Annotated in this window: 20 protein-coding genes; 17 read left to right on the top strand and 3 right to left on the bottom strand. The window is 45.2% G+C overall.

Going from position 1 to position 21,293, the window contains the following annotated elements; genetic code table 11:
- Positions 1-180: 180 nt before the first annotated feature.
- Positions 181-1,848, top strand: a complete 1,668-nt coding sequence (locus tag ARB69_RS20315) for a glutamine--tRNA ligase/YqeY domain fusion protein (protein WP_055154849.1) — start codon at positions 181-183, stop codon at positions 1,846-1,848.
- Positions 1,849-1,931: 83 nt separating this feature from the next.
- On the top strand, positions 1,932-3,329 hold the full coding sequence (locus ARB69_RS20310; protein ID WP_055154848.1) for a PLP-dependent aminotransferase family protein: 1,398 nt from the start codon (positions 1,932-1,934) through the stop codon (positions 3,327-3,329).
- 45 nt (positions 3,330-3,374) lie between these two features.
- Here ARB69_RS20310 and ARB69_RS20305 read toward each other — a convergent pair whose 3' ends face one another.
- Positions 3,375-3,662, bottom strand: a complete 288-nt coding sequence (locus ARB69_RS20305; protein ID WP_070102496.1) for a hypothetical protein — start codon at positions 3,660-3,662, stop codon at positions 3,375-3,377.
- A 229-nt stretch (positions 3,663-3,891) separates the two neighbouring features.
- Between ARB69_RS20305 and cls the strand changes: the two genes are divergently transcribed.
- The 3 genes from cls (at position 3,892) to ARB69_RS26860 (ending at position 7,575) form a co-directional block, all read left to right on the top strand.
- Positions 3,892-5,451, top strand: coding sequence for a cardiolipin synthase (gene cls, locus ARB69_RS20300; protein ID WP_050642122.1), 1,560 nt, complete (start codon positions 3,892-3,894; stop codon positions 5,449-5,451).
- A gap of 182 nt (positions 5,452-5,633) precedes the next feature.
- Positions 5,634-6,923 (top strand): adenylosuccinate synthase, encoded by a 1,290-nt coding sequence (locus ARB69_RS20295; RefSeq protein WP_050642123.1) that lies wholly within the window; start codon positions 5,634-5,636, stop codon positions 6,921-6,923.
- 490 nt (positions 6,924-7,413) lie between these two features.
- Positions 7,414-7,575: a hypothetical protein gene (locus ARB69_RS26860; protein WP_153920911.1), complete on the top strand. Its 162-nt coding sequence runs from the start codon at positions 7,414-7,416 to the stop codon at positions 7,573-7,575.
- Positions 7,576-7,579: 4 nt separating this feature from the next.
- Here the strand turns inward: ARB69_RS26860 and ARB69_RS20290 are convergent, their stop codons facing one another.
- Entirely contained in the window at positions 7,580-7,804 is a 225-nt protein-coding gene (locus ARB69_RS20290) for a hypothetical protein (RefSeq protein WP_025657329.1), read from the bottom strand.
- A 330-nt stretch (positions 7,805-8,134) separates the two neighbouring features.
- Here ARB69_RS20290 and ARB69_RS20285 point away from each other — a divergent pair, with 330 nt between their 5' ends.
- The 8 genes from ARB69_RS20285 (at position 8,135) to ARB69_RS20250 (ending at position 15,847) form a co-directional block, all read left to right on the top strand.
- On the top strand, positions 8,135-8,650 hold the full coding sequence (locus tag ARB69_RS20285) for an SEC-C metal-binding domain-containing protein (RefSeq protein ID WP_025657330.1): 516 nt from the start codon (positions 8,135-8,137) through the stop codon (positions 8,648-8,650).
- A gap of 105 nt (positions 8,651-8,755) precedes the next feature.
- Positions 8,756-9,472: a YdcF family protein gene (locus tag ARB69_RS20280; protein WP_055154847.1), complete on the top strand. Its 717-nt coding sequence runs from the start codon at positions 8,756-8,758 to the stop codon at positions 9,470-9,472.
- 248 nt (positions 9,473-9,720) lie between these two features.
- Positions 9,721-10,320, top strand: coding sequence for a hypothetical protein (locus ARB69_RS20275; RefSeq protein ID WP_050642126.1), 600 nt, complete (start codon positions 9,721-9,723; stop codon positions 10,318-10,320).
- 425 nt (positions 10,321-10,745) lie between these two features.
- On the top strand, positions 10,746-12,671 hold the full coding sequence (gene thrS / locus ARB69_RS20270; protein WP_050642127.1) for a threonine--tRNA ligase: 1,926 nt from the start codon (positions 10,746-10,748) through the stop codon (positions 12,669-12,671).
- Positions 12,672-12,728: 57 nt separating this feature from the next.
- Entirely contained in the window at positions 12,729-13,082 is a 354-nt protein-coding gene (locus ARB69_RS20265; RefSeq protein WP_050642128.1) for a DUF1540 domain-containing protein, read from the top strand.
- Between the two features lie 152 nt (positions 13,083-13,234).
- A complete protein-coding gene (locus ARB69_RS20260) occupies positions 13,235-14,584 on the top strand; it encodes an AI-2E family transporter (RefSeq protein ID WP_055154846.1) in 1,350 nt (449 codons plus the stop codon).
- 3 nt (positions 14,585-14,587) lie between these two features.
- The gene (metA, locus tag ARB69_RS20255) at positions 14,588-15,541 is read left to right on the top strand and encodes a homoserine O-acetyltransferase MetA (protein WP_050642130.1); all 954 of its coding nucleotides are present in this window, start codon (positions 14,588-14,590) and stop codon (positions 15,539-15,541) included.
- Positions 15,542-15,613: 72 nt separating this feature from the next.
- A complete protein-coding gene (locus tag ARB69_RS20250; RefSeq protein ID WP_050642131.1) occupies positions 15,614-15,847 on the top strand; it encodes a hypothetical protein in 234 nt (77 codons plus the stop codon).
- An 83-nt stretch (positions 15,848-15,930) separates the two neighbouring features.
- Here the strand turns inward: ARB69_RS20250 and ARB69_RS20245 are convergent, their stop codons facing one another.
- Positions 15,931-16,176, bottom strand: a complete 246-nt coding sequence (locus tag ARB69_RS20245; RefSeq protein ID WP_050642132.1) for a hypothetical protein — start codon at positions 16,174-16,176, stop codon at positions 15,931-15,933.
- A 93-nt stretch (positions 16,177-16,269) separates the two neighbouring features.
- Here ARB69_RS20245 and ARB69_RS20240 point away from each other — a divergent pair, with 93 nt between their 5' ends.
- The 4 genes from ARB69_RS20240 to ARB69_RS20225 all read left to right on the top strand — a co-directional run bounded on the left by ARB69_RS20240 (position 16,270) and on the right by ARB69_RS20225 (position 21,291).
- Positions 16,270-16,497, top strand: coding sequence for a helix-turn-helix domain-containing protein (locus ARB69_RS20240; protein ID WP_050642133.1), 228 nt, complete (start codon positions 16,270-16,272; stop codon positions 16,495-16,497).
- 152 nt (positions 16,498-16,649) lie between these two features.
- The gene (locus ARB69_RS20235) at positions 16,650-17,819 is read left to right on the top strand and encodes an aminotransferase class I/II-fold pyridoxal phosphate-dependent enzyme (protein WP_055154845.1); all 1,170 of its coding nucleotides are present in this window, start codon (positions 16,650-16,652) and stop codon (positions 17,817-17,819) included.
- A gap of 169 nt (positions 17,820-17,988) precedes the next feature.
- Positions 17,989-18,855, top strand: a complete 867-nt coding sequence (locus ARB69_RS20230) for a glycyl-radical enzyme activating protein (protein WP_055154844.1) — start codon at positions 17,989-17,991, stop codon at positions 18,853-18,855.
- 51 nt (positions 18,856-18,906) lie between these two features.
- Entirely contained in the window at positions 18,907-21,291 is a 2,385-nt protein-coding gene (locus tag ARB69_RS20225; protein WP_055154843.1) for a pyruvate formate lyase family protein, read from the top strand.
- Positions 21,292-21,293: the final 2 nt, after the last annotated feature.

The following is a 21,293-nucleotide window of genomic DNA, read 5'->3' as shown; positions in this document are numbered from 1 at the left end:
GGGGGTCAGACCCCTCTGCAGAGGGGTCTGACCCCCTTGCACTCCTTTTTCGCTTTAAACCATAACAGTATATCATATTTCCGATGAAAGTGAAATGAAAATATTGGGCGGCAGTCCTTGTCGTGGTATACATTTTATGGTAAGATAATTGGCAGAATGTTACTACTTGAGGAGGAAACTATGGAAAACGAGACAGTTTCAAAGAATTTTATTGAGCAGGAGATAGACAAGGATCTGGCCGAGGGTGTGTATGACCATGTCTGTACGAGATTCCCGCCGGAACCAAACGGTTACCTGCATATCGGACATGCCAAGTCTATTCTTTTAAATTACGGACTGGCGCAGGAATATGGCGGACAGTTCAATATGCGCTTTGATGACACAAACCCTACAAAGGAAAAGGTCGAATTTGTGGATTCTATCAAGGAAGATATTAAGTGGCTGGGGGCAGACTGGAAAGATCATCTGTATTTTGCATCCGATTACTTTGAACAGATGTACGAGTACGCGGTTAAGCTGATTAAAAAAGGAAAGGCCTATGTCTGTGACCTGACACCGGAAGAGATCCGCGAATACAGGGGAACCCTGACCGAACCCGGCAAGGAAAGCCCTTACAGGAACCGTTCGGTGGAGGAGAATCTGGAACTTTTCCAGAATATGAAGGACGGCATGTATGCGGATGGGGAGAAGGTCCTTCGTGCAAAGATTGATATGGCATCACCGAATATAAACATGAGAGACCCGATTATTTACCGTGTCGCCCGTATGAGCCATCACAACACAGGAGATAAATGGTGTATTTATCCGATGTACGATTTTGCGCATCCGCTGGAGGATGCGATCGAGGGAATCACCCATTCCATCTGTACGCTGGAGTTTGAGGATCACCGCCCGCTCTACGAATGGGTGGTAAAGGAATGTGAGTTTGAACAGCCCCCGAGACAGATTGAGTTTGCAAAGCTGTACCTTACAAATGTCGTGACCGGCAAGCGGTATATTAAGAAGCTTGTGGAGGACGGCATAGTAGATGGCTGGGATGATCCGCGTCTTGTGTCAATCGCAGCTCTGCGCAGAAGAGGATTTACACCGGAGTCCCTTAAGCTGTTCATTGAGATGTGCGGGGTATCCAAGAGCCAGAGTTCTGTGGATTATGCGATGCTGGAATACTGTATCCGTGAGGATCTGAAGATGAAGAGGCCGCGTATGATGGCTGTGCTGGATCCGATTAAGCTGATCATCGACAATTACCCGGAAGGACAGGTTGAATACCTGGACGTGGCAAATAATCTGGAAAACGAGGAGCTTGGAAGCAGGAAGGTTCCCTTCTGCAGAGAACTTTATATTGAAAGAGATGACTTTATGGAGGAACCTCCGAAGAAGTATTTCCGGCTGTTCCCGGGCAATGAAGTCCGCCTGATGCACGCTTATTTTGTAAAATGCGAGAGTTTTGTGAAGGATGAAAACGGAAAGATTACGGAAGTCCACTGCACCTATGACCCGGAGACAAAATGCGGCAGCGGTTTCACGGGCAGGAAGGTCAAGGGCACGATCCACTGGGTTCCGGCTCCCTATGCCGTGAAAGCCGAAGTGAGGTTATATGAGAATCTGGTAGACGAGGAAAAGGGCGTTTACAATAAGGAAGATGGTTCACTGAATCTGAATCCGAATTCTCTCACTATAGTGAAAGACTGTTTTGTAGAACCAAGTTTTGAAGATGCGGCACCTTATGACAGCTTCCAGTTTGTCAGAAACGGGTATTACTGCATAGATGCAAAAGATTCCAAGCCGGAAGCTCTTGTATTCAATCGTATAGTTTCGCTGAAAAGTTCTTTTAGATTACCAAAATAAACAGGAAAGGGGCAGGTCTATTAATCAGACCTGTCCCTTTGGCAATAGGGATTTCCGGGGAGCCCCGGTGTTGGAGGCATGATATGAACGAACTAACAATAAATCTTCAGAGTAAATCGAATATACCGCTGTACGAGCAGATTTACAGCTATATAAAAAAGGACATCCAGAGCGGCCGGATACAAAGCGGGGAAAAGCTTCCGTCCACCCGTTCCCTGAGCCGTTATCTGGAAGTAAGCCGGAGCACGGTAGAACTGGCATACGAACAGCTTCTCTCGGAAGGGTATGTGGAATCGGAACCGTACCGGGGCTTTTTTGTAGCGCAGATTGAGGAATTATATCAGTTGAAACAGAGCCCAAAGAGAATCCCGGGAGGACCCGTACGTGAAGAAAAGCGGTATTTGTATGATTTTACCCCAAACGGCGTTGATCTGAACAGCTTTCCTTATAATGCCTGGAGGAAGCTGTCCAGGGACTGCCTGATGGATGACCGGGCGGAGATGTTCCGTCTTGGTGAGCCGCAGGGGGAATACGGCCTTCGGGAAGCGATCTGTGACTATCTGCATCAGGCAAGGGGCGTGAACTGCCAGCCGGAACAGATTATCGTAGGAGCAGGAAATGACTACCTGCTTATGCTTCTCACGACGGTCATCGGCCATGAACACAAGGTGGCGCTGGAAAATCCCACTTATAAGCAGGCATACCGGCTGTTTAAAAACCTTTCCTATGAGGTCTGTACAGTTGATATGGATTCCAGGGGAATGGAGATCACAAAACTGACGGAATCTAACGCGGACATAGCTTTTGTCATGCCTTCCCATCAGTATCCCCTTGGAATCGTCATGCCGATCAAACGAAGGCTGGCACTTCTGAAATGGGCGAATGAGCAGGAGGGGCGCTATATCATAGAGGACGATTATGACAGTGAATTCCGCTATAAAGGTAAGCCGATCCCGGCGCTGCAGGGATATGACAGCTGTGATAAGGTAATATATATGGGCACCTTTTCAAAATCCATTGCTCCCGCAATCCGAATGAGCTACATGGTGCTTCCCAAATCCCTGTTGGTCTTGTATCAGGAAAAAAGCAGTTTTTTAAATTCTACCGTTTCCAAGGTAGATCAGCTCATTCTTCAAAAGTTTATCGAAGAGGGATACTACGAGCGGCATCTGAATAAAACAAGGGCCTTGTATAAGAGCAGACATGACACGCTTTTAGGGTGCCTGAAAAGCCTCCAGGACCGCTGTGAAATATCCGGGGAGAATGCCGGCGTGCACCTTCTGCTTCATTTTCATAATCATATGACAGAAGAAGAGCTGACAGCTCGGGCGGCCCAAAAGGGCGTCAGGGTTTACGGGCTGACGGAATATTATATAGAACCGCAGGCGGGAAAACAGGCGACCATCCTGCTGGGCTATGCCAATATGAATGAGGAGAAGATACAGGAAGCGGTCAGGATACTGGATGAGGCGTGGAAATAGAAAAAGAACCTGCGACAATAGTCCAGGTTCCGTGAGATATGAAATCTATTTTTTTTCTTCGACAGGAGCTTCGGCAGATCCTTTTTCTTCCTTGTCAGTTCCTTCCGATTTGTTGTCGGAAGCAGCATCAGATGTTCTGTTCAGCGGAACATATTCCCTGTCAGGAACGGGCTCCAGATCGCTGTCCAAGTCAAAATCATCCTCTTCTGTATCATCCTGGCTGTCATCACAGCTACCGTCACAGCATCTGCCTTTACAGAAATAAGCTATGATAAGGCCAATTGCAGAACCAATAGCTGCAAGACTTATGAACCATTTTAAAAACTTTTTCAATGTATAAGTCTCCTTTCTATGGGATAATAACTAAACTCATTTTCTATTGTAATACTTTTTGGACGCAATTACAACAATGTACTCAAAATTGTGCTCAAAAAATAAACTGCTGCAGACGTATTAATCATTACGATTCACAGCTATGAATAGTAACTATTAATCTACCATTCGTCCGTAGAATGTGTTAAACTGTTAAAGTATAAGCCAATTGAGGAGTGTGTGAGGGATTATGGAAAATAAAACTGCAGAAAAGGCGAAGAAAGGGGCGCTCAGTATTGTATTCAGCCGGACGGCTTTGATCCTGCTGCTCGTAGTAGTACAATTTTTGCTGATGCTTGGGATAGCAACGTATCTGAGAGATTATGTTGTATACGTATACAGTGCCATGAATATTCTGGGCGCCGTGATTGTGATATATATTATCAACCAGAGAGGGAATCCGGCATTCAATATGACCTGGGTGCTTTTGATCCTGATTTTTCCGGTGTTCGGATGCCTGTTCTATCTTTATGTCAAGTCCCAGCTGGGTACCAGATATATCGGAAAACGCCTCGGCAGGCTGAAACTGGATACATGGCAGTATATGGAACAAAAGCAGGAGATTATAGACGATCTGCGTCTGAGCAAGCCTGCCAATGCGAATCTGGCACACTACATGAAGCACCAGCTTGGGTTTCCTACATACAGAAATACAAAAGCAACTTATTTTGCATGCGGGGAAGAAAAGTTTTCCGTTTTATTAGAGCGTCTGGAGAAGGCGGAAAAATTCATCTTTTTGGAATACTTTATTGTAGAAGAGGGATATATGTGGGATTCTATACTCGATATTCTGAAGCGTAAAGTGCAGGAGGGCGTAGAAGTACGTTTCATGTATGACGGAATGTGCAGCATTTCCCTTCTTCCCTATAATTATCCTAAAACGATAAGAAAGTATGGCATCCAATGCAAGATGTTCAGCCCCATACGTCCGGTGCTGTCTACCACGCAGAATAACAGGGATCATCGGAAGATCTGTGTGATAGATGGAAAAACCGGTTTTACAGGAGGCATCAATCTGGGAGATGAGTATATCAACCGGAAAGTTCGTTTCGGGTATTGGAAGGACACTGCGGTCATGCTGGAGGGGGATGCAGTGCAGAGCCTGACCATGCTGTTTCTTCAGATGTGGAATGTGACCGAACTAAAGCCGGATCAGTATAAAAACTATGTAACACCCATGTCGGCCGAACTGCACCGCGAACTTGGCTTCATGATTCCATACGGAGACAGTCCCTACGACAACGAAGATGTGGGGGAAGAAGTCTATTTCCATATTCTGAATCATGCTAAAAAATATGTCCATATCATGACTCCGTACCTGATTCTGGACAATGAAATGCTCGATACATTGACAAGAGCGGCCAAGAGCGGGATAGAAGTATGCATAATCATGCCGCATATTCCGGACAAGTGGTATGCATTTGCAGTTGCCAAGACTTATTACCGGGAATTAATAGAAGCAGGCGTTCAGATCTATGAATTTACTCCCGGTTTTGTACATGCAAAGATATTTGTCTCAGATGACGACACGGCAACCGTGGGGACCATCAACCTGGATTATCGGAGCCTGTATCTGCATTTTGAGTGCGGCGTCTTTATTTACAACAATCCGGTTGTCAGAGAGATAGAGTCAGATTTCCAGAAAACTCTGGAAAAATGCCAGAGAATTTCCATAGCGGACTTGAACAAGACCGGCCCGCTTATGGCCATTTGCGGAAGAGTACTCCGGCTGATTGCGCCTTTAATGTAAAGTATTGCCGGGCAAAAAGGGATAGACCTCGATGTAAGAGGGGCTGTCCTTTTTTTCTGTCCTTTTTTGGTAAAATAATAATTTACATATTGGGAAAAATATAGTATAATTCATTAGGCGGTTCATTTATAAGGATTGCTAATGGTGACTTATAAGCAATAATACACACAGGAGGGTTTGACATGGTAAAAGCAGTAGTAGGTGCTAACTGGGGTGATGAAGGAAAAGGCAAGATTACAGACATGCTTGGAAAAGAATCCGATATCATTGTCCGTTTTCAGGGAGGAGCAAATGCAGGCCATACGATCATAAATGATTATGGGAAATTTGCACTGCATACGCTGCCATCCGGAGTATTTTATAACCATACAACCAGTATCATCGGCAATGGCGTTGCACTGGATATTCCAGTACTGTTTAAGGAAATCCAGTCAATTGTAGACCAGGGGGTTCCGAAGCCGAAGATTCTTGTGTCCGACAGAGCACAGATTATTATGTCCTATCACAAAAACTTCGATTCATATGAGGAGGAGAGGCTTGGCGGGAAATCGTTTGGCTCCACAAAGTCGGGGATTGCGCCGTTTTATTCTGACAAATACGCAAAAATAGGCTTTCAGGTAAGCGAATTGTTTGATGATGAACTGCTCAGGGAGAAGGTTGAGCGTGTGGCGGAACAAAAGAATGTTCTGCTGGAGCACCTATACCACAAACCACAGATCAATCCTGCGGATATATATAAGGAACTGAAAGAATATAAAGAGATGATAGAACCTTATGTGTGCGATGTCTCTCTGTATCTTTACAATGCTATGAAAGACGGGAAAAATATACTGCTGGAAGGACAGCTGGGATCACTCAAAGATCCTGACCACGGAATCTACCCAATGGTCACTTCCTCTTCCACGCTGGCGGCATTTGGCGCCATAGGGGCAGGTATTCCGCCTTATGAGATCAAACAGATTATCACGGTATGCAAGGCTTATTCCAGCGCAGTCGGAGCGGGTGCATTTGTCAGCGAGATTTTTGGAGATGAGGCAGATGAGCTGAGACGGCGCGGCGGTGACGGCGGTGAATACGGTGCAACCACAGGACGTCCGAGACGTATGGGCTGGTTTGACTGTGTTGCCTCCAAATATGGCTGCAGACTGCAGGGAACAACAGATGTGGCCTTTACCGTACTGGATGTCCTGGGCTATCTGGATGAGATTCCAGTCTGCGTGGGGTATGAGATCAACGGTGAGGTTACAACAGATTTTCCGGTAACCCATCTGCTTGAAAAGGCAAAACCGGTGCTTAAGACACTGCCGGGATGGAAAACGGATATCCGCGGAATTAAGTCATATGAAGATCTTCCGGAAAATTGCCGTAATTACATTGAGTTTATTGAGAAAGAGATTGGCTACCCGATCACTCTGATCAGCAATGGGCCGGGCAGAGAAGACATCATTTACCGTAATATAATATCAGAGTAGCAGTGCAGCAGGATTTTATTTTTTAAAATCCTGCTGTATTTTATGATATAGGTAATTCCTCTGGAATTTCCTATATCATAAAAACCCTTCGGGGGATGCACACGCTGCGATAAGGTATATAGCCGCAAAGCGGCATCGCGGCGGCGCCAAAGCGTGCAGGCCCCTTATGAGTGAGGGGGGGAGTTGGGGTGGGCTTGCCCACTTTGTTCTAGTCAGGCAGATTCCGCAGAAGACCGTTATATCGAAAATTAACTGCATAGTTGTACAATTTCTTATAAGAATTAGATAATAAAATCTTTATATTTCTGCCATAACTCTGTCACATTTACACAGTAGAATATACATATGCCAAAAGGGGTGATGTATACCGGTAAAGCAGCCGCAGAAATTCGTTCTGAAGTAAGCCCCCGGATTACATTATTTGGCATATTTACGGGTGAGTATACATATAATAATAAGGCTGAGGCTTATAAGAAAAGGAGGTATTTTTATGCGTCAGAGCAACAATGAAAGAACTCAAGAGATAATTTCGATGGAAGAATACCTGGAGAGAAGACAAGAAAAAAGAAGAACAGAATTCATGAAAGAACCGCAAAAAAGAAGAGCAGCAGAATGGAGCGCTGCCCTGGAAATTGCAACATTATTCGTGTAGAGGGCTATTGATCCTCATCTGAGTCATCCGGTTTTTTCTTTTGGGATAAACGATAAACTAAAGTGTAGGCATACAGCAGAACAGGCAGTAATATCGTAGCAGCAATGGAAGCTTTCAGCAGGCCCGAGGATGCGGAACGGTCAACAAAAGCAAAAATCAAAGTACTGCCATACAGACATAGGAGAAGAACGGCACCGATCAGTGCTAAAATACGTTTCGATTTTTTCATTATAAATCCTTTCTATCATACATAATAAGATAGTTTTATTATAAGCGAAACAAAGACGTATTTCAAATAAGATTTCGGCAGTTGGTGCTTTTTGTGAAAAGCATCAATGTGAAATGTGAAACGGGATGTCCAGGCAGGCGTATCTGCCCGGAATGTCCCGTATTTTGTTTTTACTGTATAGGGGGCAATTGGGGAACAGTTCTGGCCTGCCCGAACTATTACATAATTGAAATCCTGTAGTAGAGGATTGACCATAAATTCTTTACTAACCGTAAATTTTGTTATATAATGGGGACACGAGCGAAATTTTGAAAAAAGGAGTTATATACAATGAGTGAAAAAAGTTTACTGGATCAATGGCGGGATATAGCCTATAACAAGGAGCTTACAAAAAACCAGCTGGAAGAGTTCTGGGGCGGCTATTTTGATATTGAAAAGGGAATTTATGAACAACTTCTGGAGACACCGGATGAGGAAGTAAAGGGAACCGTAGAAGAGCTGGCTGCAAAATATGGACAGGACGTTATGACGATGGTTGGATTTTTGGACGGCATCAATGACAGCCTGAAGGTACCGAATCCGATTGAGACGATGACAGAAACAACAGAAGTCAGCTTGGCTTTTGATAAGGAAAAGTTATACAAGAACATGGTGGATGCAAAGGCAGAGTGGCTGTACGAGCTTCCCCAGTGGGACAAGATCTTCGATGAGGAGTCAAAAAAGCGTCTGTTCCGCGAACAGAAACAGTCAGGAACTGTCCGTAAGGAAAAGAAGATTGGAAGAAATGATCCATGTCCATGCGGCAGTGGCAAGAAATATAAAAAGTGCTGTGGTAAGAACGCCTAGACTATGAAGCGGGGCGGCATACTTCGGCAGTATATTGTAAAAGAAATCCTCTGGGCACGGAAGCCGGAGGATTTTTGAATATCTGATTATAACTGGGAGAACTTAATGAGAATTTATTATTTGATAACCGGAGTTTTTTGCATCATGTATTATCTGGTGATGTATCTGTACACAAGAAAATGGGCCTCAACCTTTTCTCTGTTCTGGCCTGCTGCCGGGGCGCTGCACCTGCTACTGGCCTATCTTGATCCGGGAGGAACCGCCGGACAGCTTTTGTCCGTCATTGTGCTGATCTGCTGGGCTGTCTTTCTCTATACGGAGGCCTGGATCTGCAGGGCCATGCTGAGAAGGATCAAAGAAGAGGTGCCCTGTATTATCATTCTTGGAGCACAGGTAAGAGGAACCCAAATTACAAATTCCCTGAAACGCAGACTGGATGCTGCATTGGTTTACCTGGAGCAGTATCCGGAGACAAAGGCAGTTGTATCCGGAGGGCAGGGGAAAGGCGAGGACATAACAGAAGCGGAGGCAATGGCCGTGTATCTGGAACAGCAGGGGATTGACAGGAACAGAATTTTTCAGGAGGACAGTTCCACATCCACCTGGGAAAACATGAAAAACAGCGGCAGGATGATTGGAGATCTTGAACAGCCGGCTGCAGTTGTGACTAATAATTTCCATCTGTACCGCGCGCTGTTGATTGGGAAAAAGGCAGGTTTCACAAACCTTAAGGGAATCGCAGCAGGCTCAAATCCGGTTCTGCAGCTGAATTATCTTGTGAGGGAATTTTTTGCAGTTCTCTGGATAAAGATACGGCAGTAACATAAAAAGCATTGGATCCAAAACAATAAAAAATTAAAACAGTGCTTTGACAAAATAAAAAAATCTGTTAAAATAGAAATGGAATGAAGAAAAAGGCCATAATCCCCATATTCGTATATATGGCATATGATACCAATAGAAATAAGTCTTTAAGGCGTAGTCTATGAGTGTAAATTCAAAGATTATACGCCTTTTTCTTATATCTGCAGAATAATGCAGGACAGCAAATATGAGAAGGAGGGCTTATTATGCCAAAAACAAAATTTCAGCGGATTCTATATGGGGCACTCATGTCCATAACCATGGCTTATGGTATGGAAGTATACAATGTTGCAATTAAACAGGGGTATCATACAATGGCAGGCAGTTTCAGTAATATGACAAATCACGTTTTTCTGGAGGCGCTTATAGAAGTTTCGTATATGTGGATCCTTGTGTTTATCTTTTCAAATCTGTGGGGAAACAGAGTTGGACGCAAGCTCGCCGGAAAAATCGTTCGTCCTGAAATCGATAATCCATTTTATATGACACTTATGATGTCCGGATGTACAGTTTTGATTATGTGTCCTACCATGAGTTTGGCGGCATCCATACTGTTTAATATTATCCTGGGGCATGCGCCCGTGAGCCAGCTGCCGGCCATCTGGGCAGGGACACTGCTGAAGAATTTTCCCATGGCACTGCTTTGGAATCTGTTTGCAGCAGGACCGCTGACAAGGCTGCTATTCGGAGCATTCATGAAAATCAGGCACCCGAAAATTGCTGGAAATACGGCCGGATTAGATATAGAAAATATGGTTGACAAAAATAACCGTGATGTTATAATGAGTTTAGATTCAACAAGATAAGCCCACCTCTATAGGGGAGAGATGAATCACGAAAAACAAGAATAACGGCAATGGCGGGCGGAGAGGAATTGGTATCTCCCACAGACATTGTAGTCGTACTTTGTGAAATTACCTGACATGGATGGAAACATAATAATAACACGCAGACGAGACGAGTAGAGTGTGGAAGAGCGCCAGAGAGGGGAGCCAAGGCTGAAAACTCCCTGTTTCGGAAGCATTTGAAAACTACCTCCGAGTGGCTGAAAACAGTCCGGTGATTCCGTTATCATCATGAATAAAGTGGTTCTGGTATCAGTATACCAGCACAAATAGGGTGGAACCGCGAGAACTTTATAGACTCGTCCCTTTCTGCAGTTTTCTGTGGAAAGGGATTTTTTATATTCTATAATAAAAAATTTTAAATAATGTATTAGGAGGAAAAGAAAATGAAGATTTCTTTAAAAGACGGTTCAGAGAGAGAATACGCGGGCAGCAAGTCCGTGATCGAAATAGCCTCTGATATCAGTGAAGGGCTTGCACGCATAGCAACAGCCGGAGAAATAAACGGAGAAACAGCAGACCTGCGGACTGTGGTTGACAGTGACTGTGATCTGAATATTCTCACGTTTCAGGATGAGAAGGGAAAAAGTGCATTTTGGCACACCGCTTCACATATTATGGCACAGGCCGTTAAAAGATTATATCCGGATACAAAGCTGGCAATCGGACCTTCCGTGGCAGACGGTTTTTATTATGATATTGACCGTGAAACACCGCTCACAGCGGATGATCTTGATAAAATCGAAGCGGAAATGAAAAAAATTGTGAAAGAAGCGCTGCCTATCGAACAATTTACAAAACCGAGGGCAGAAGCAATCGCATATTTTAGAGAAAAGGGAGAACCATATAAAGTAGAATTAATTGAAGATCTTCCGGATGATGCTGTGATCAGTTTTTATTCCCAGGGCGAGTTTACAGACTTGTGTGCAGGACCGCATCTGATGACGACAAAACCGGTAAAAGCTTTTAAGCTGACAAGTCTGGCCGGAGCTTACTGGCGGGGCAGCGAAAAGAATAAGATGCTGCAGCGGATCTACGGAACCGCATTTCCGAAGAAGGCAGAGCTGGATGAGTATCTTACCATGCTGGAGGAAGCGAAGAAGCGTGACCACAGAAAGCTTGGAAAAGAGCTGGGCCTATTTATGATGAGGGATGAAGGCCCTGGTTTTCCGTTTTTCCTTCCAAAAGGAATGGTTCTGAAGAATACACTTTTGGATTACTGGCGCGAGATACATCAAAGGAACGGCTATGTGGAGATATCCACCCCGATCATGCTCAGCCGTCATCTTTGGGAGACTTCCGGCCATTGGGACCATTACAAGGATAATATGTACGCAACGGTGATCGATGAAGAAGATTTTGCGATCAAACCGATGAACTGCCCGGGTGGAATATTGGTCTATCAGTCGGAGCCGCGGTCTTATCGTGATCTGCCCCTGAGGATGGGAGAGCTGGGTCTGGTTCACAGGCACGAAAAGTCCGGGCAGCTCCACGGTCTGATGAGAGTACGCTGTTTTACCCAGGACGATGCTCATATCTTTATGATGCCGGAACAGATACGTGATGAGATTAAAGATGTTGCCAGGCTAATCGACGAAGTATACAGTCTGTTTGGGTTTAAGTACCATGTGGAACTTTCCACACGCCCGGAAGACAGCATGGGCAGCGATGAAGACTGGGATATGGCAACGGATGCGCTCAGGGGCGCACTGGATGATCTTGGCCTTTCCTATGTGGTGAACGAGGGTGATGGTGCGTTTTATGGACCAAAGATCGACTTCCACCTGGAGGACTCCATAGGAAGGACATGGCAGTGTGGAACCATTCAACTTGATTTCCAGCTGCCGCTGCGCTTTAACCTGGAGTATACCGGCGCTGACGGCGAGAAGCACAGGCCTATTATGATCCACCGCGTTGCATTTGGCTCCATAGAACGGTTCATTGGGATTCTGATCGAACATTTTGCGGGCGCATTTCCGACATGGCTGGCTCCGGTTCAGGTTCGGGTACTTCCGATATCCGACAAATATATGGATTATGGCAGAAAAGTACTTGAGGTTCTTAATAAATCCGGGATCCGGGCTGAAATTGATACCCGGGCCGAAAAAATTGGTTATAAAATCCGGGAAGCCCAGATGCAGAAGATTCCTTATATGCTTGTGGCAGGCGCAAAGGAAGAAGAGAACGGGCTTGTATCTGTGAGAAGCAGATTTGCCGGCGACGAGGGTCAGAAGAGCCTGGATGAATTTGTTGCTTCTATTTCCAGTGAAATTGCCGAAAAGACAGTTCGCGAGGCAGTAAAACAGGAATAATCTAAAGGGAGGCAGGGCATAATGATACTGATTTTATTATAAAAAGGAGGTATGATCATGCCAGAATTAAAATGTACCGTGCAGACATGTGTGCACAATAAGCAGTTTTTATGTGATCTTGACAAAATCGAGGTAGGCGGAAGCAACGCAAAGACACCCAGAGAAACATGCTGTGACAGTTTTCAGGAGAGAAAGAATGACAGCTCTACTAACAGTTATTCCAACAGTTATTCAAACAGCTACAGCGATGTAAACGGAAAGGCTTCAGATCGCAGCAATATCGATTGCAAGGCAGTAGAATGTATGTATAACTGTAACTGTGAATGCCACGCAGGAAAGATCAGTGTAGAAGGCAGCAATGCCTGTCATTGCGAGGGTACAGAATGTGCCACATTCAAATGTAAAGGTTGAGAAAATTAAACTCCGCACTTGGAAAAAGTGAAGCAGGAAGAGCAGGTATCCGGGTTAGAAACCGGTATACCTGCTCTTCTTGGTTGACTTGAGTACCTGCTAGGCGTTATAATCATAATATCTGCATAAAAATTGGAAGGACTCTGATGTGAATGAGTAAAGAAAAACAGAATCAGGTGTATAAAAAAACAGAAGAAAGCAGCGGATATTACGCAAAACGGCCTTCTTTCGGACAAAACGGACCATCAAAACTGAGGCAGAAGTTCAGCCGGGGGATGACTATTTTTGTAGTGATCGCTGCCTGTATCCTCTTTTATTTTGCGCTGTTAAGGCTGCCCGCGATTTCAGAAGTCCTAAAAGAAATATTCAGGGTCTTAAAACCAATTGTTTATGGACTTGCAATTGCATATCTTCTGAATCCGATCGTTAAGTTTGTTGAGAGGCATTTAAAACCTTTTCTGGAAAAGAAATTACATGATCAGAGACGGATTCATGCGCTTTCAAGAGGCGCAGGAATCTTTGCGGCGGTTCTGGTGCTGCTGTTTATTATTGTCGCATTATTTAATATGATGATACCGGAATTATACGGAAGTATCAGGGATATGATTCTCACGGTACCAAGCCAGCTGAACCAGCTGGTGGACAAGGTTATGGAGATGAATTCACAGGATTCCACACTCGGCCAGCTTTTGAGCAATGTCTTAAAGGAAGCCACAGACTTTATACAGAACTGGATGCGCACCGACCTCCTGAATCAGATTAATGTCGTTATGTCGAATCTGACCGTAGGAGTCATCAATATTGTCAGCGAACTTCTGAATCTGGTCATCGGAATCATCATATCCATCTATGTACTGTTCAGCAAAGAAAAGTTCGCAAGACAAACCAAAAAACTGGTCTATGCAGTTTTAAAACCCTCTCACGCAAACATGCTTCTGCATCTGACCATTAAGAGCAACGAGATATTCGGGGGATTTATTATTGGTAAGATTATTGACTCGGCAATCATAGGAGTCCTTTGTTTTGTAGGGCTTTCCATGCTGAAGATGCCATATACGCTTCTTGTCAGTGTGATTGTTGGCGTTACGAATGTGATCCCGTTTTTTGGGCCTTATATCGGCGCAATACCGAGCGCAGTACTGATTATGCTCTCAGATCCAAAGATGGGGATTTATTTTATTATATTTGTACTGGTTTTGCAGCAGCTGGACGGAAATGTAATCGGGCCGAAAATACTGGGCGATTCCACAGGGCTATCCGCGTTCTGGGTCGTATTCGCAATCCTACTGGGCGGAGGCCTGTTTGGTGTCATCGGCATGATTTTGGGCGTGCCTACTTTTGCGGTTATCTACTATATAATAAATATGCTGATCAACCATATGCTTGAGAAAAAGAAACTGCCCACTGATACCGCGGCGTACGGAGAAATGAGCTATGTAGAAGCCGACGGGACTTATGTACATTCAGACGATAATGAAACAAATAAAGAAAAAGGGGAATAAAATATGCCAATACGAGTACAAAATGATTTACCGGTAAAAGAGATTTTAGAGCAGGAAAATATATTCGTGATGGACGAATCCCGTGCGGCGCACCAGGATATCCGCCCGATCAGTATCGGCCTTCTGAACCTGATGCCGCTCAAAGAGGATACAGAACTGCAGATCCTGCGCTCGCTTTCCAATACGCCTCTGCAGGTAGACGTGACTTTTGTGCGGGTGAGCAGCCATGTGTCCAAAAATACGTCCACCAGCCACATTTACAAGTTTTATGAGGCGTTTGAGACGATCAAAAGCCAGAAATTTGACGGTTTTATCATAACAGGCGCACCGGTGGAACAGATGCCTTTTGAGGATGTGGACTATTGGGAAGAATTGAAGGAGATCATGGACTGGACCATGACCAACGTTACGTCTACGCTCCATCTTTGCTGGGGAGCCCAGGCGGGACTCTATCACCACTACGGGATCAATAAAGTGCAGCTTCCTGAAAAGATGTTCGGCATATTCCCGCATCATGTCAGGAACCGTAAGATTCCTCTCCTCAGGGGGTTCGATGATGTGTTCTTTGCACCACATTCCAGACATACGACGGTTCCAAGAGAGCTGCTTGAGAAAGACGACCGGATTACGATTCTGGCAGAATCGGAGGAGGCCGGTGTATTTCTCTGCATGGCAAAGGAAGGACGCCAGATTTTTGTAATGGGGCATCCGGAATACGACAGAGTGACGCTGGATGCGGAGTATAAGAGAGACAGAGCGAAGGGGCTGGATATAAAAGTGCCTGTGAACTATTATCCAAACAACGATCCGGACAATAAGCCCGAACTGCTTTGGCGGTCCCATGCAAACAATCTTTATACGAACTGGCTCAATTATTATGTCTATCAGCTGACCCCTTACGACCTGTATGGGACGCCTTTTGAAGCTGGTGAAAAAGATTGGAATAATATGGAATAATTATCAGGCTTGTACATATACTTTAATATAGTACTATTAAAATACAAGATTTGACGATAGGAGAGAAGTATAATGGCAAGACAGAGAAAATCACTGGAAACACAAATTCATAATTTGGACGAGCAGATTAACAAACTGCAGGAAAAGCTGGATTCATTAGTACAGCAGAAGAAAGAACTATTGAATAAGAAGAGGGACGAGGAACTGAAGGAACTTTACGATTTTATGACAACAAATAATATGTCCATTCAGGATATATATAATCTGGTGGGGCAGGAAGAACATACAGAGCAGCAGACTGCTTAACCAAAGGAAAAAGCAGGGGTTCGGTTATAAAAGCCGGACCCCTTTCTTTGTTGCATCTGGGCGTAATATTTCCTCTGATCTGTTCACCGGTCTGATTCCGAAAGCTGACTGATTTCCTTCATAATGCGCTGATAGATTACATCCTCTTCCAGGTCGGCGGCTTCGTTGTTATTCAAATAATCACTCAGAAAATCAGGCGTCTCTTCAAAGAATCTTATCTGTTCCTCATCAGACAGATCTGCGATAAACTTATAAAAAAACTCGAAATCATCCATATACACAAAGTTCCAGAATTTCTTTTTTTGTTCATAATTCATATCAGGCAACAAAACGAATCCCTCCTTTGTGCTTATTATAGTCGCTTTATAGACTATAGTCAATTAAAGAACTGCATACTATCCTATAAAAAAGGAGAGATTGATATGATTGACTACAGTCCTTTCTGGATGACTCTTCAAAATTCGGACGAATCCACCTATACATTAATAAAAGATTACAAAGTATCCGGTTCTACAATAGACAGATTGAGAAAAAATGCACCGATCAGCACAGTCACACTAAATGATTTGTGCACGATTCTGGAATGTAACGTGCAGGATGTTGTACAGTACATAATGACGCCGGAGGATAAGCAGCGTTTTAAGAAATGATCGGAAACACCTGACTAAATTTCAAATATTTCAAATCCCGTTGCCGCAGGCGGCGCGAATGCAAATGTATTCGCGCCAGCTGCGGCAAGTGCATTCACATATGCTGAAATACATGTTATAATACCTATATTGCAAAAGAGGAGGCACAAAGAATGGATCGTTTTCATTTTTCAGAAAAAGTCAATCATATTCAGCCCGGAATCTTTTCTGCGCTGAATCAGAAAAAGAATGAACTGCTTGCCCATGGGCGCAGGATATATAATTTATCGATCGGGACTCCTGATTTTAAACCGGCCCCGCATATCATGCAGGCGATGCAGGACGCCTGCAAAGATCCGGAGAATTACAAATACTCCCTTACGGATCTGCCGGAGCTGATAGAGGCGGTACAGTACAGGTATGAAAAAAGATTCGGGGTGCAACTTGAACCAGATGAGGTGATGTCGGTCTACGGGTCGCAGGAGGGGATGGCCCATATTGGCCTGGTCCTTTGTGATCAGGGGGAATCAATCCTGGTGCCTAATCCGGGGTATCCTCTGTTTGAGATGAGCGGTATCATGGCCGGTGCAACTGTTGAAACTTATAAGATAGAAGAGCGGAACGGTTATCTGCCTGATTTGGAGAGAATTCCGGAGGACGTGCTGGAAAGGACGAAATATATGGTCGTTTCCTACCCGCTCAATCCGGTTTGTGCGTGTGCGCCGGATGAATTTTATGAAAAGCTGATTGTGTTTGCCAGAAAACATCAAATCATTATTCTGCACGATAATGCTTATTCGGATATTATTTATACCCAAAAACAGGGACGATCCTTCCTTTCCTTTGAGGGAGCTAAGGAGGTTGGCATAGAGTTTTACTCTCTTTCAAAGTCCTATAATCTCACAGGCGCCAGAATTTCGTTTGTGGTGGGAAACAGGGAGATTGTAGAGAAGTTTAAGACGCTGCGCTCACAGATTGATTATGGGATATTCCTGCCTGTGCAGTATGCGGCCATCGCCGCACTGACCGGACCGGATGATTTTATCGAAGAGCAGCGTTTGGAGTATGAGAGAAGGAACAAAACGCTGTGCGCCGGATTGAGACGGATCGGCTGGGATGTACCAGACAGTGCGGGAACGATGTTTGTCTGGGCCAGGATACCGGAAAAATATGAGTCTTCATTAGCATTCTGTATGGAGCTGATGGAACGTACAGGACTGATTGTGACGCCGGGCAGTGCTTTTGGCAGCGAAGGGGAAGGATATATCAGAATGGCCCTTGTTGCAGGAACCCGTGAGATCGGGGAAATCCTGCAGGCTGTAGAAGCAGCGGACTTATTTTAAGAAGGATATGAGCGTGATTGAAACGGCTTGCGGCAAGCAATTTTCAATCACGCTTTTGACTTTATAATCTTCTCCTTAAGACGCATTTTATGTTGACTTCTAATTGGTATTATAATATAATACCAATTAGAAGGAGTACTATTTCTGACAGAAAAGAAAGGACAATGTTATGCGGATATTTCAGAAAGGGTTTAACTATTCTCAGGATGGATACGGAAACAGGCTGGTCTATCATTTACAAGGGTGTAATATGAATTGCCCCTGGTGTTCCAATCCCGAAGGAATGAAGCGGGAAGGCGTACTAATAACAGAGGAAGAATGGCTCCTGGATGAAGTCTGCCCGCATCATGCGGTTCAAAACAAGAGGCTCGACAGGACGATATGCCGGGAATGCAGGGAAAAGGAATGTGTAACAAAGCATCGGACGAAGGGGATACGCCTTTCCTATGAAGAGATGGAGGTAGATGCTGTTGTAGAAGAGGTTACAGCGAACCGCCCTATGTTCTATGACGGAGGCGGGGTTACATTTACCGGGGGAGAGGCAACGCTGCAGTTTGATGAGCTGCTCGAGACCCTGGAACGCCTGCATGCAGCGGGGATACACACAGCATTGGAAACGAATGGCGCCAGTCCTCGCCTGAAGTTATGTCTTCCCTATATCGACCAGCTGATCATGGACTGCAAGCTGTGTGATGATGAAAAACACAGAATGGCAACCGGTATTTCCAATAAGCAGACCATGGAGAATATAAGGCACGCTGCCAGAGTCCATCCCTGCCTGCATGTACGGGTTCCGCTGATCGGTGAAGTGAACGACAGCGAAGCGGATATCAAAGATTTTCTCGAATTCTTTCAAACCATCGGGGGAGATAATGTAACGTTTGAGATCTTGGCCTATCATGCGTTTGGAAAAAAGAAATGGGAACAGTGCGGGTGGGAATACCAGATGCCGGAAACGGCACATGTAAAAGAGGAGACAACCCAGCATTTCATGGAGAAAATCATGGAACTTGGCCTGAATTATATGCGTACATAAATTGATTTGCATATAAAAGTGTGTTTGAAAAGAGAGAAAGGAGCATCGGTTATGATGGCAGAAAAAGCATTAACGGCAGAAAAAATTACGGAACTTGCGAAAAAAAGATTTCAGGAGGAACGAAGCATAGACCATCTGGAAGGGTGGTTTCTGGCAAAAGAAATCATGAGAAGATGTGACAGTGAATTTAGGGAAGATCCGGATTCCATCCGCATTGCCAAAATTCTTGTGGAGATTGCCAGGAAACTTCCGCTATGGATCAGCGACTATCATCTGTTTGCCGGAACCCAGGATGATTCCTTTGCGCGTTCCTACGCACTGATCAATCCGGCGTTCACGGTGGACTCTTTCAGCGGATACTGTGATCCGGTAGCTGTATTCGGAGATATCGACCCCATTGGTGATATCACCAGAGAAAGAATTGAGGATCTGCGGGAATATAACAATCACACGCAGTTTGCAGATGCTTTGCGCCGGGCCTATGATATAGCGGGTGACAGCACGAGTGAAGCCATATTTTTTATCGAACAGGTAACAGGACATCTGATTCCGGACGTACGGCCTATGCTGAAAGAGGGGATACATGGCGTTAAGGAGCGGATCCGGGAGCAGATGGCATCCGAAACAGACGAGGAGAAGAAGGTTTATTATACCGCAATGAATACGGCACTGGATGCGGCTCTCGTTCTTGCAGGCCGCTATGCGGATCTTGCCCATGAAAAATGGGAAAGTGCAGGGGAGGAGGATAAGCCAAGGTTTGCGATGATGGAAGATGCTCTGAGAAAGGTTCCGGGACGCGGGGCTGAGAATCTGTACGAGGCGGTTCAGTCCTTTATTCTAATATGGCAGACCATGTGTCTGGAGCAGACACCGAACCCCTTTGCATTTTCCGTGGGCAATGCGGACCGGATTTTCGAACCCTACCGGGCAATGGAAGGGACTGACCGGGAGACGGCAGCCGCTTTATTCAAGCATCTGCTTGTATTTTTCAATGTTGCGGACAGAAGCTGGGCGATCTCTCAGAATCTGATGATAGGCGGCAAATCAAATGAAGGGGAGGACCTGACAAATCCATCCTCTTATGCACTTCTGGATGCCTACTACGATATGAATCTGCCGCAGCCTATCCTCTCTGTTAAGCTTCATAAAAATACGCCCCAGGAACTATATGAGAGCATGGGCAGATTTTTCTTCACGCCGGGCTGCCTGACCCCATCGCTGTTTAATGACGATGCAGTATTCTGTGTCCTGAAAAACCAGAGCGGCGTGGAAGAAAAAGACCTGCAGGATTACTCGGTAGCCGGCTGCCAGGAGCCTTTGATCATGGGGAAAGACAATGGCAATACGACGAACAGCTGGCTGAATCTTGGCAAGATATTGGAGCTTTCCCTGAACGGAGGTGTCTCCACGATCACCGGCAGGAAGCTCGGTAAGAGCGACGAGGAGCTGGGATATGGGAATAAACGCGAGATTCTTGAAAATATCCGTTCCATATTTTATAGCAATCTGGAAGAATATACAGAGAAGATGGTGGAATGTGCGAATGCGGCGTCAGAGGCGATTGGCCTGCTCCAGGTTCCATTCTTATCTTCTATGATGGGCGGAGTGGAGAGCGGGATCGATGTCAGAGACACGAAGCGCCAGGGAACAAGGTACAACGGAAGCGGCTGTCTGATTCACGGTCTGTCCGTAGTGGCGGATGCATTCACCGCCATTGACACACTGCTGGAGGAATGCCCCCAGGATGCGGACCGGCTGATCGAAGCGCTGCGCACGAATTATGAACAGGATCCGGAGATGCAGCAGTATCTTCTGACAGCGCCTAAATTCGGCAATAATATTGCAAAGGTGGATAACGAGGCCGCAGAGATCGCGAACCGTGTCAGTGACCTGATTGCATCCAAAAAGAATTATCTCGGCAACCCATTCCGGCCTGACTGGTCAACTCCGTCGACACATCTGCTTTATGGATACTGGGTAGGAGCCACGCCGGACGGCAGGAAGTCCAGAGAACAGCTGGGATACGGAGTGGATCCGCTGTATGGGGAAGCGCACCAGGGGCTTGGATTCAGGATGCTTTCTAATATGAAGCTTCCCTTCGATAAAATGAACGGCGGTTATGCTTCCCATCTGGGGATCAATCCGAATTATTTTAAAACCCAGGCGTTTGAGCAGAAAGGGAGGGAGTTCCGGGATAAGATAATATCCCCATTGTTCTATAATCCGCAGAAGGAGGGTGTATCTCCATTTTATCTGTACGTGAACGTAACAACACCCGACATGCTGCGCAAGGTACTGGCAAATCCGAAAAAATATGCCCCCAGCGGCGTATATATTATGAGAATCCATGGTACATTTGTTAACTTCCTGGATCTTTCACCGGATATTCAGGAGGATATTATTAAACGTCTGGATCTGGAGTCGACGAGGATGTAAAA

The sequence above is a fragment of the Faecalicatena contorta genome, assembly GCF_001404335.1.
Taxonomy (GTDB): Bacteria; Bacillota; Clostridia; order Lachnospirales; family Lachnospiraceae; genus Faecalicatena; species Faecalicatena contortus_B.
Note: the sequence above shows the minus strand (reverse complement) of the source record. Positions and strands in the feature narration are given on the sequence as shown.

Coding starts and splice junctions, on each gene's coding strand:
- ARB69_RS20265 (WP_050642128.1), top strand. CDS start 12,729: ATGCCAGAATTAAAATGTACCGTGCAGACATGTGTGCACAATAAGCAG.
- ARB69_RS20230 (WP_055154844.1), top strand. CDS start 17,989: ATGCGGATATTTCAGAAAGGGTTTAACTATTCTCAGGATGGATACGGA.
- ARB69_RS20240 (WP_050642133.1), top strand. CDS start 16,270: ATGATTGACTACAGTCCTTTCTGGATGACTCTTCAAAATTCGGACGAA.
- ARB69_RS20225 (WP_055154843.1), top strand. CDS start 18,907: ATGATGGCAGAAAAAGCATTAACGGCAGAAAAAATTACGGAACTTGCG.
- metA (WP_050642130.1), top strand. CDS start 14,588: ATGCCAATACGAGTACAAAATGATTTACCGGTAAAAGAGATTTTAGAG.
- ARB69_RS20285 (WP_025657330.1), top strand. CDS start 8,135: ATGAGTGAAAAAAGTTTACTGGATCAATGGCGGGATATAGCCTATAAC.
- ARB69_RS20290 (WP_025657329.1), bottom strand. CDS start 7,804: ATGAAAAAATCGAAACGTATTTTAGCACTGATCGGTGCCGTTCTTCTC.
- ARB69_RS20295 (WP_050642123.1), top strand. CDS start 5,634: ATGGTAAAAGCAGTAGTAGGTGCTAACTGGGGTGATGAAGGAAAAGGC.
- ARB69_RS20250 (WP_050642131.1), top strand. CDS start 15,614: ATGGCAAGACAGAGAAAATCACTGGAAACACAAATTCATAATTTGGAC.
- ARB69_RS20315 (WP_055154849.1), top strand. CDS start 181: ATGGAAAACGAGACAGTTTCAAAGAATTTTATTGAGCAGGAGATAGAC.
- ARB69_RS20275 (WP_050642126.1), top strand. CDS start 9,721: ATGCCAAAAACAAAATTTCAGCGGATTCTATATGGGGCACTCATGTCC.
- ARB69_RS20235 (WP_055154845.1), top strand. CDS start 16,650: ATGGATCGTTTTCATTTTTCAGAAAAAGTCAATCATATTCAGCCCGGA.
- thrS (WP_050642127.1), top strand. CDS start 10,746: ATGAAGATTTCTTTAAAAGACGGTTCAGAGAGAGAATACGCGGGCAGC.
- ARB69_RS20280 (WP_055154847.1), top strand. CDS start 8,756: ATGAGAATTTATTATTTGATAACCGGAGTTTTTTGCATCATGTATTAT.
- ARB69_RS26860 (WP_153920911.1), top strand. CDS start 7,414: ATGCGTCAGAGCAACAATGAAAGAACTCAAGAGATAATTTCGATGGAA.
- ARB69_RS20310 (WP_055154848.1), top strand. CDS start 1,932: ATGAACGAACTAACAATAAATCTTCAGAGTAAATCGAATATACCGCTG.
- cls (WP_050642122.1), top strand. CDS start 3,892: ATGGAAAATAAAACTGCAGAAAAGGCGAAGAAAGGGGCGCTCAGTATT.
- ARB69_RS20260 (WP_055154846.1), top strand. CDS start 13,235: ATGAGTAAAGAAAAACAGAATCAGGTGTATAAAAAAACAGAAGAAAGC.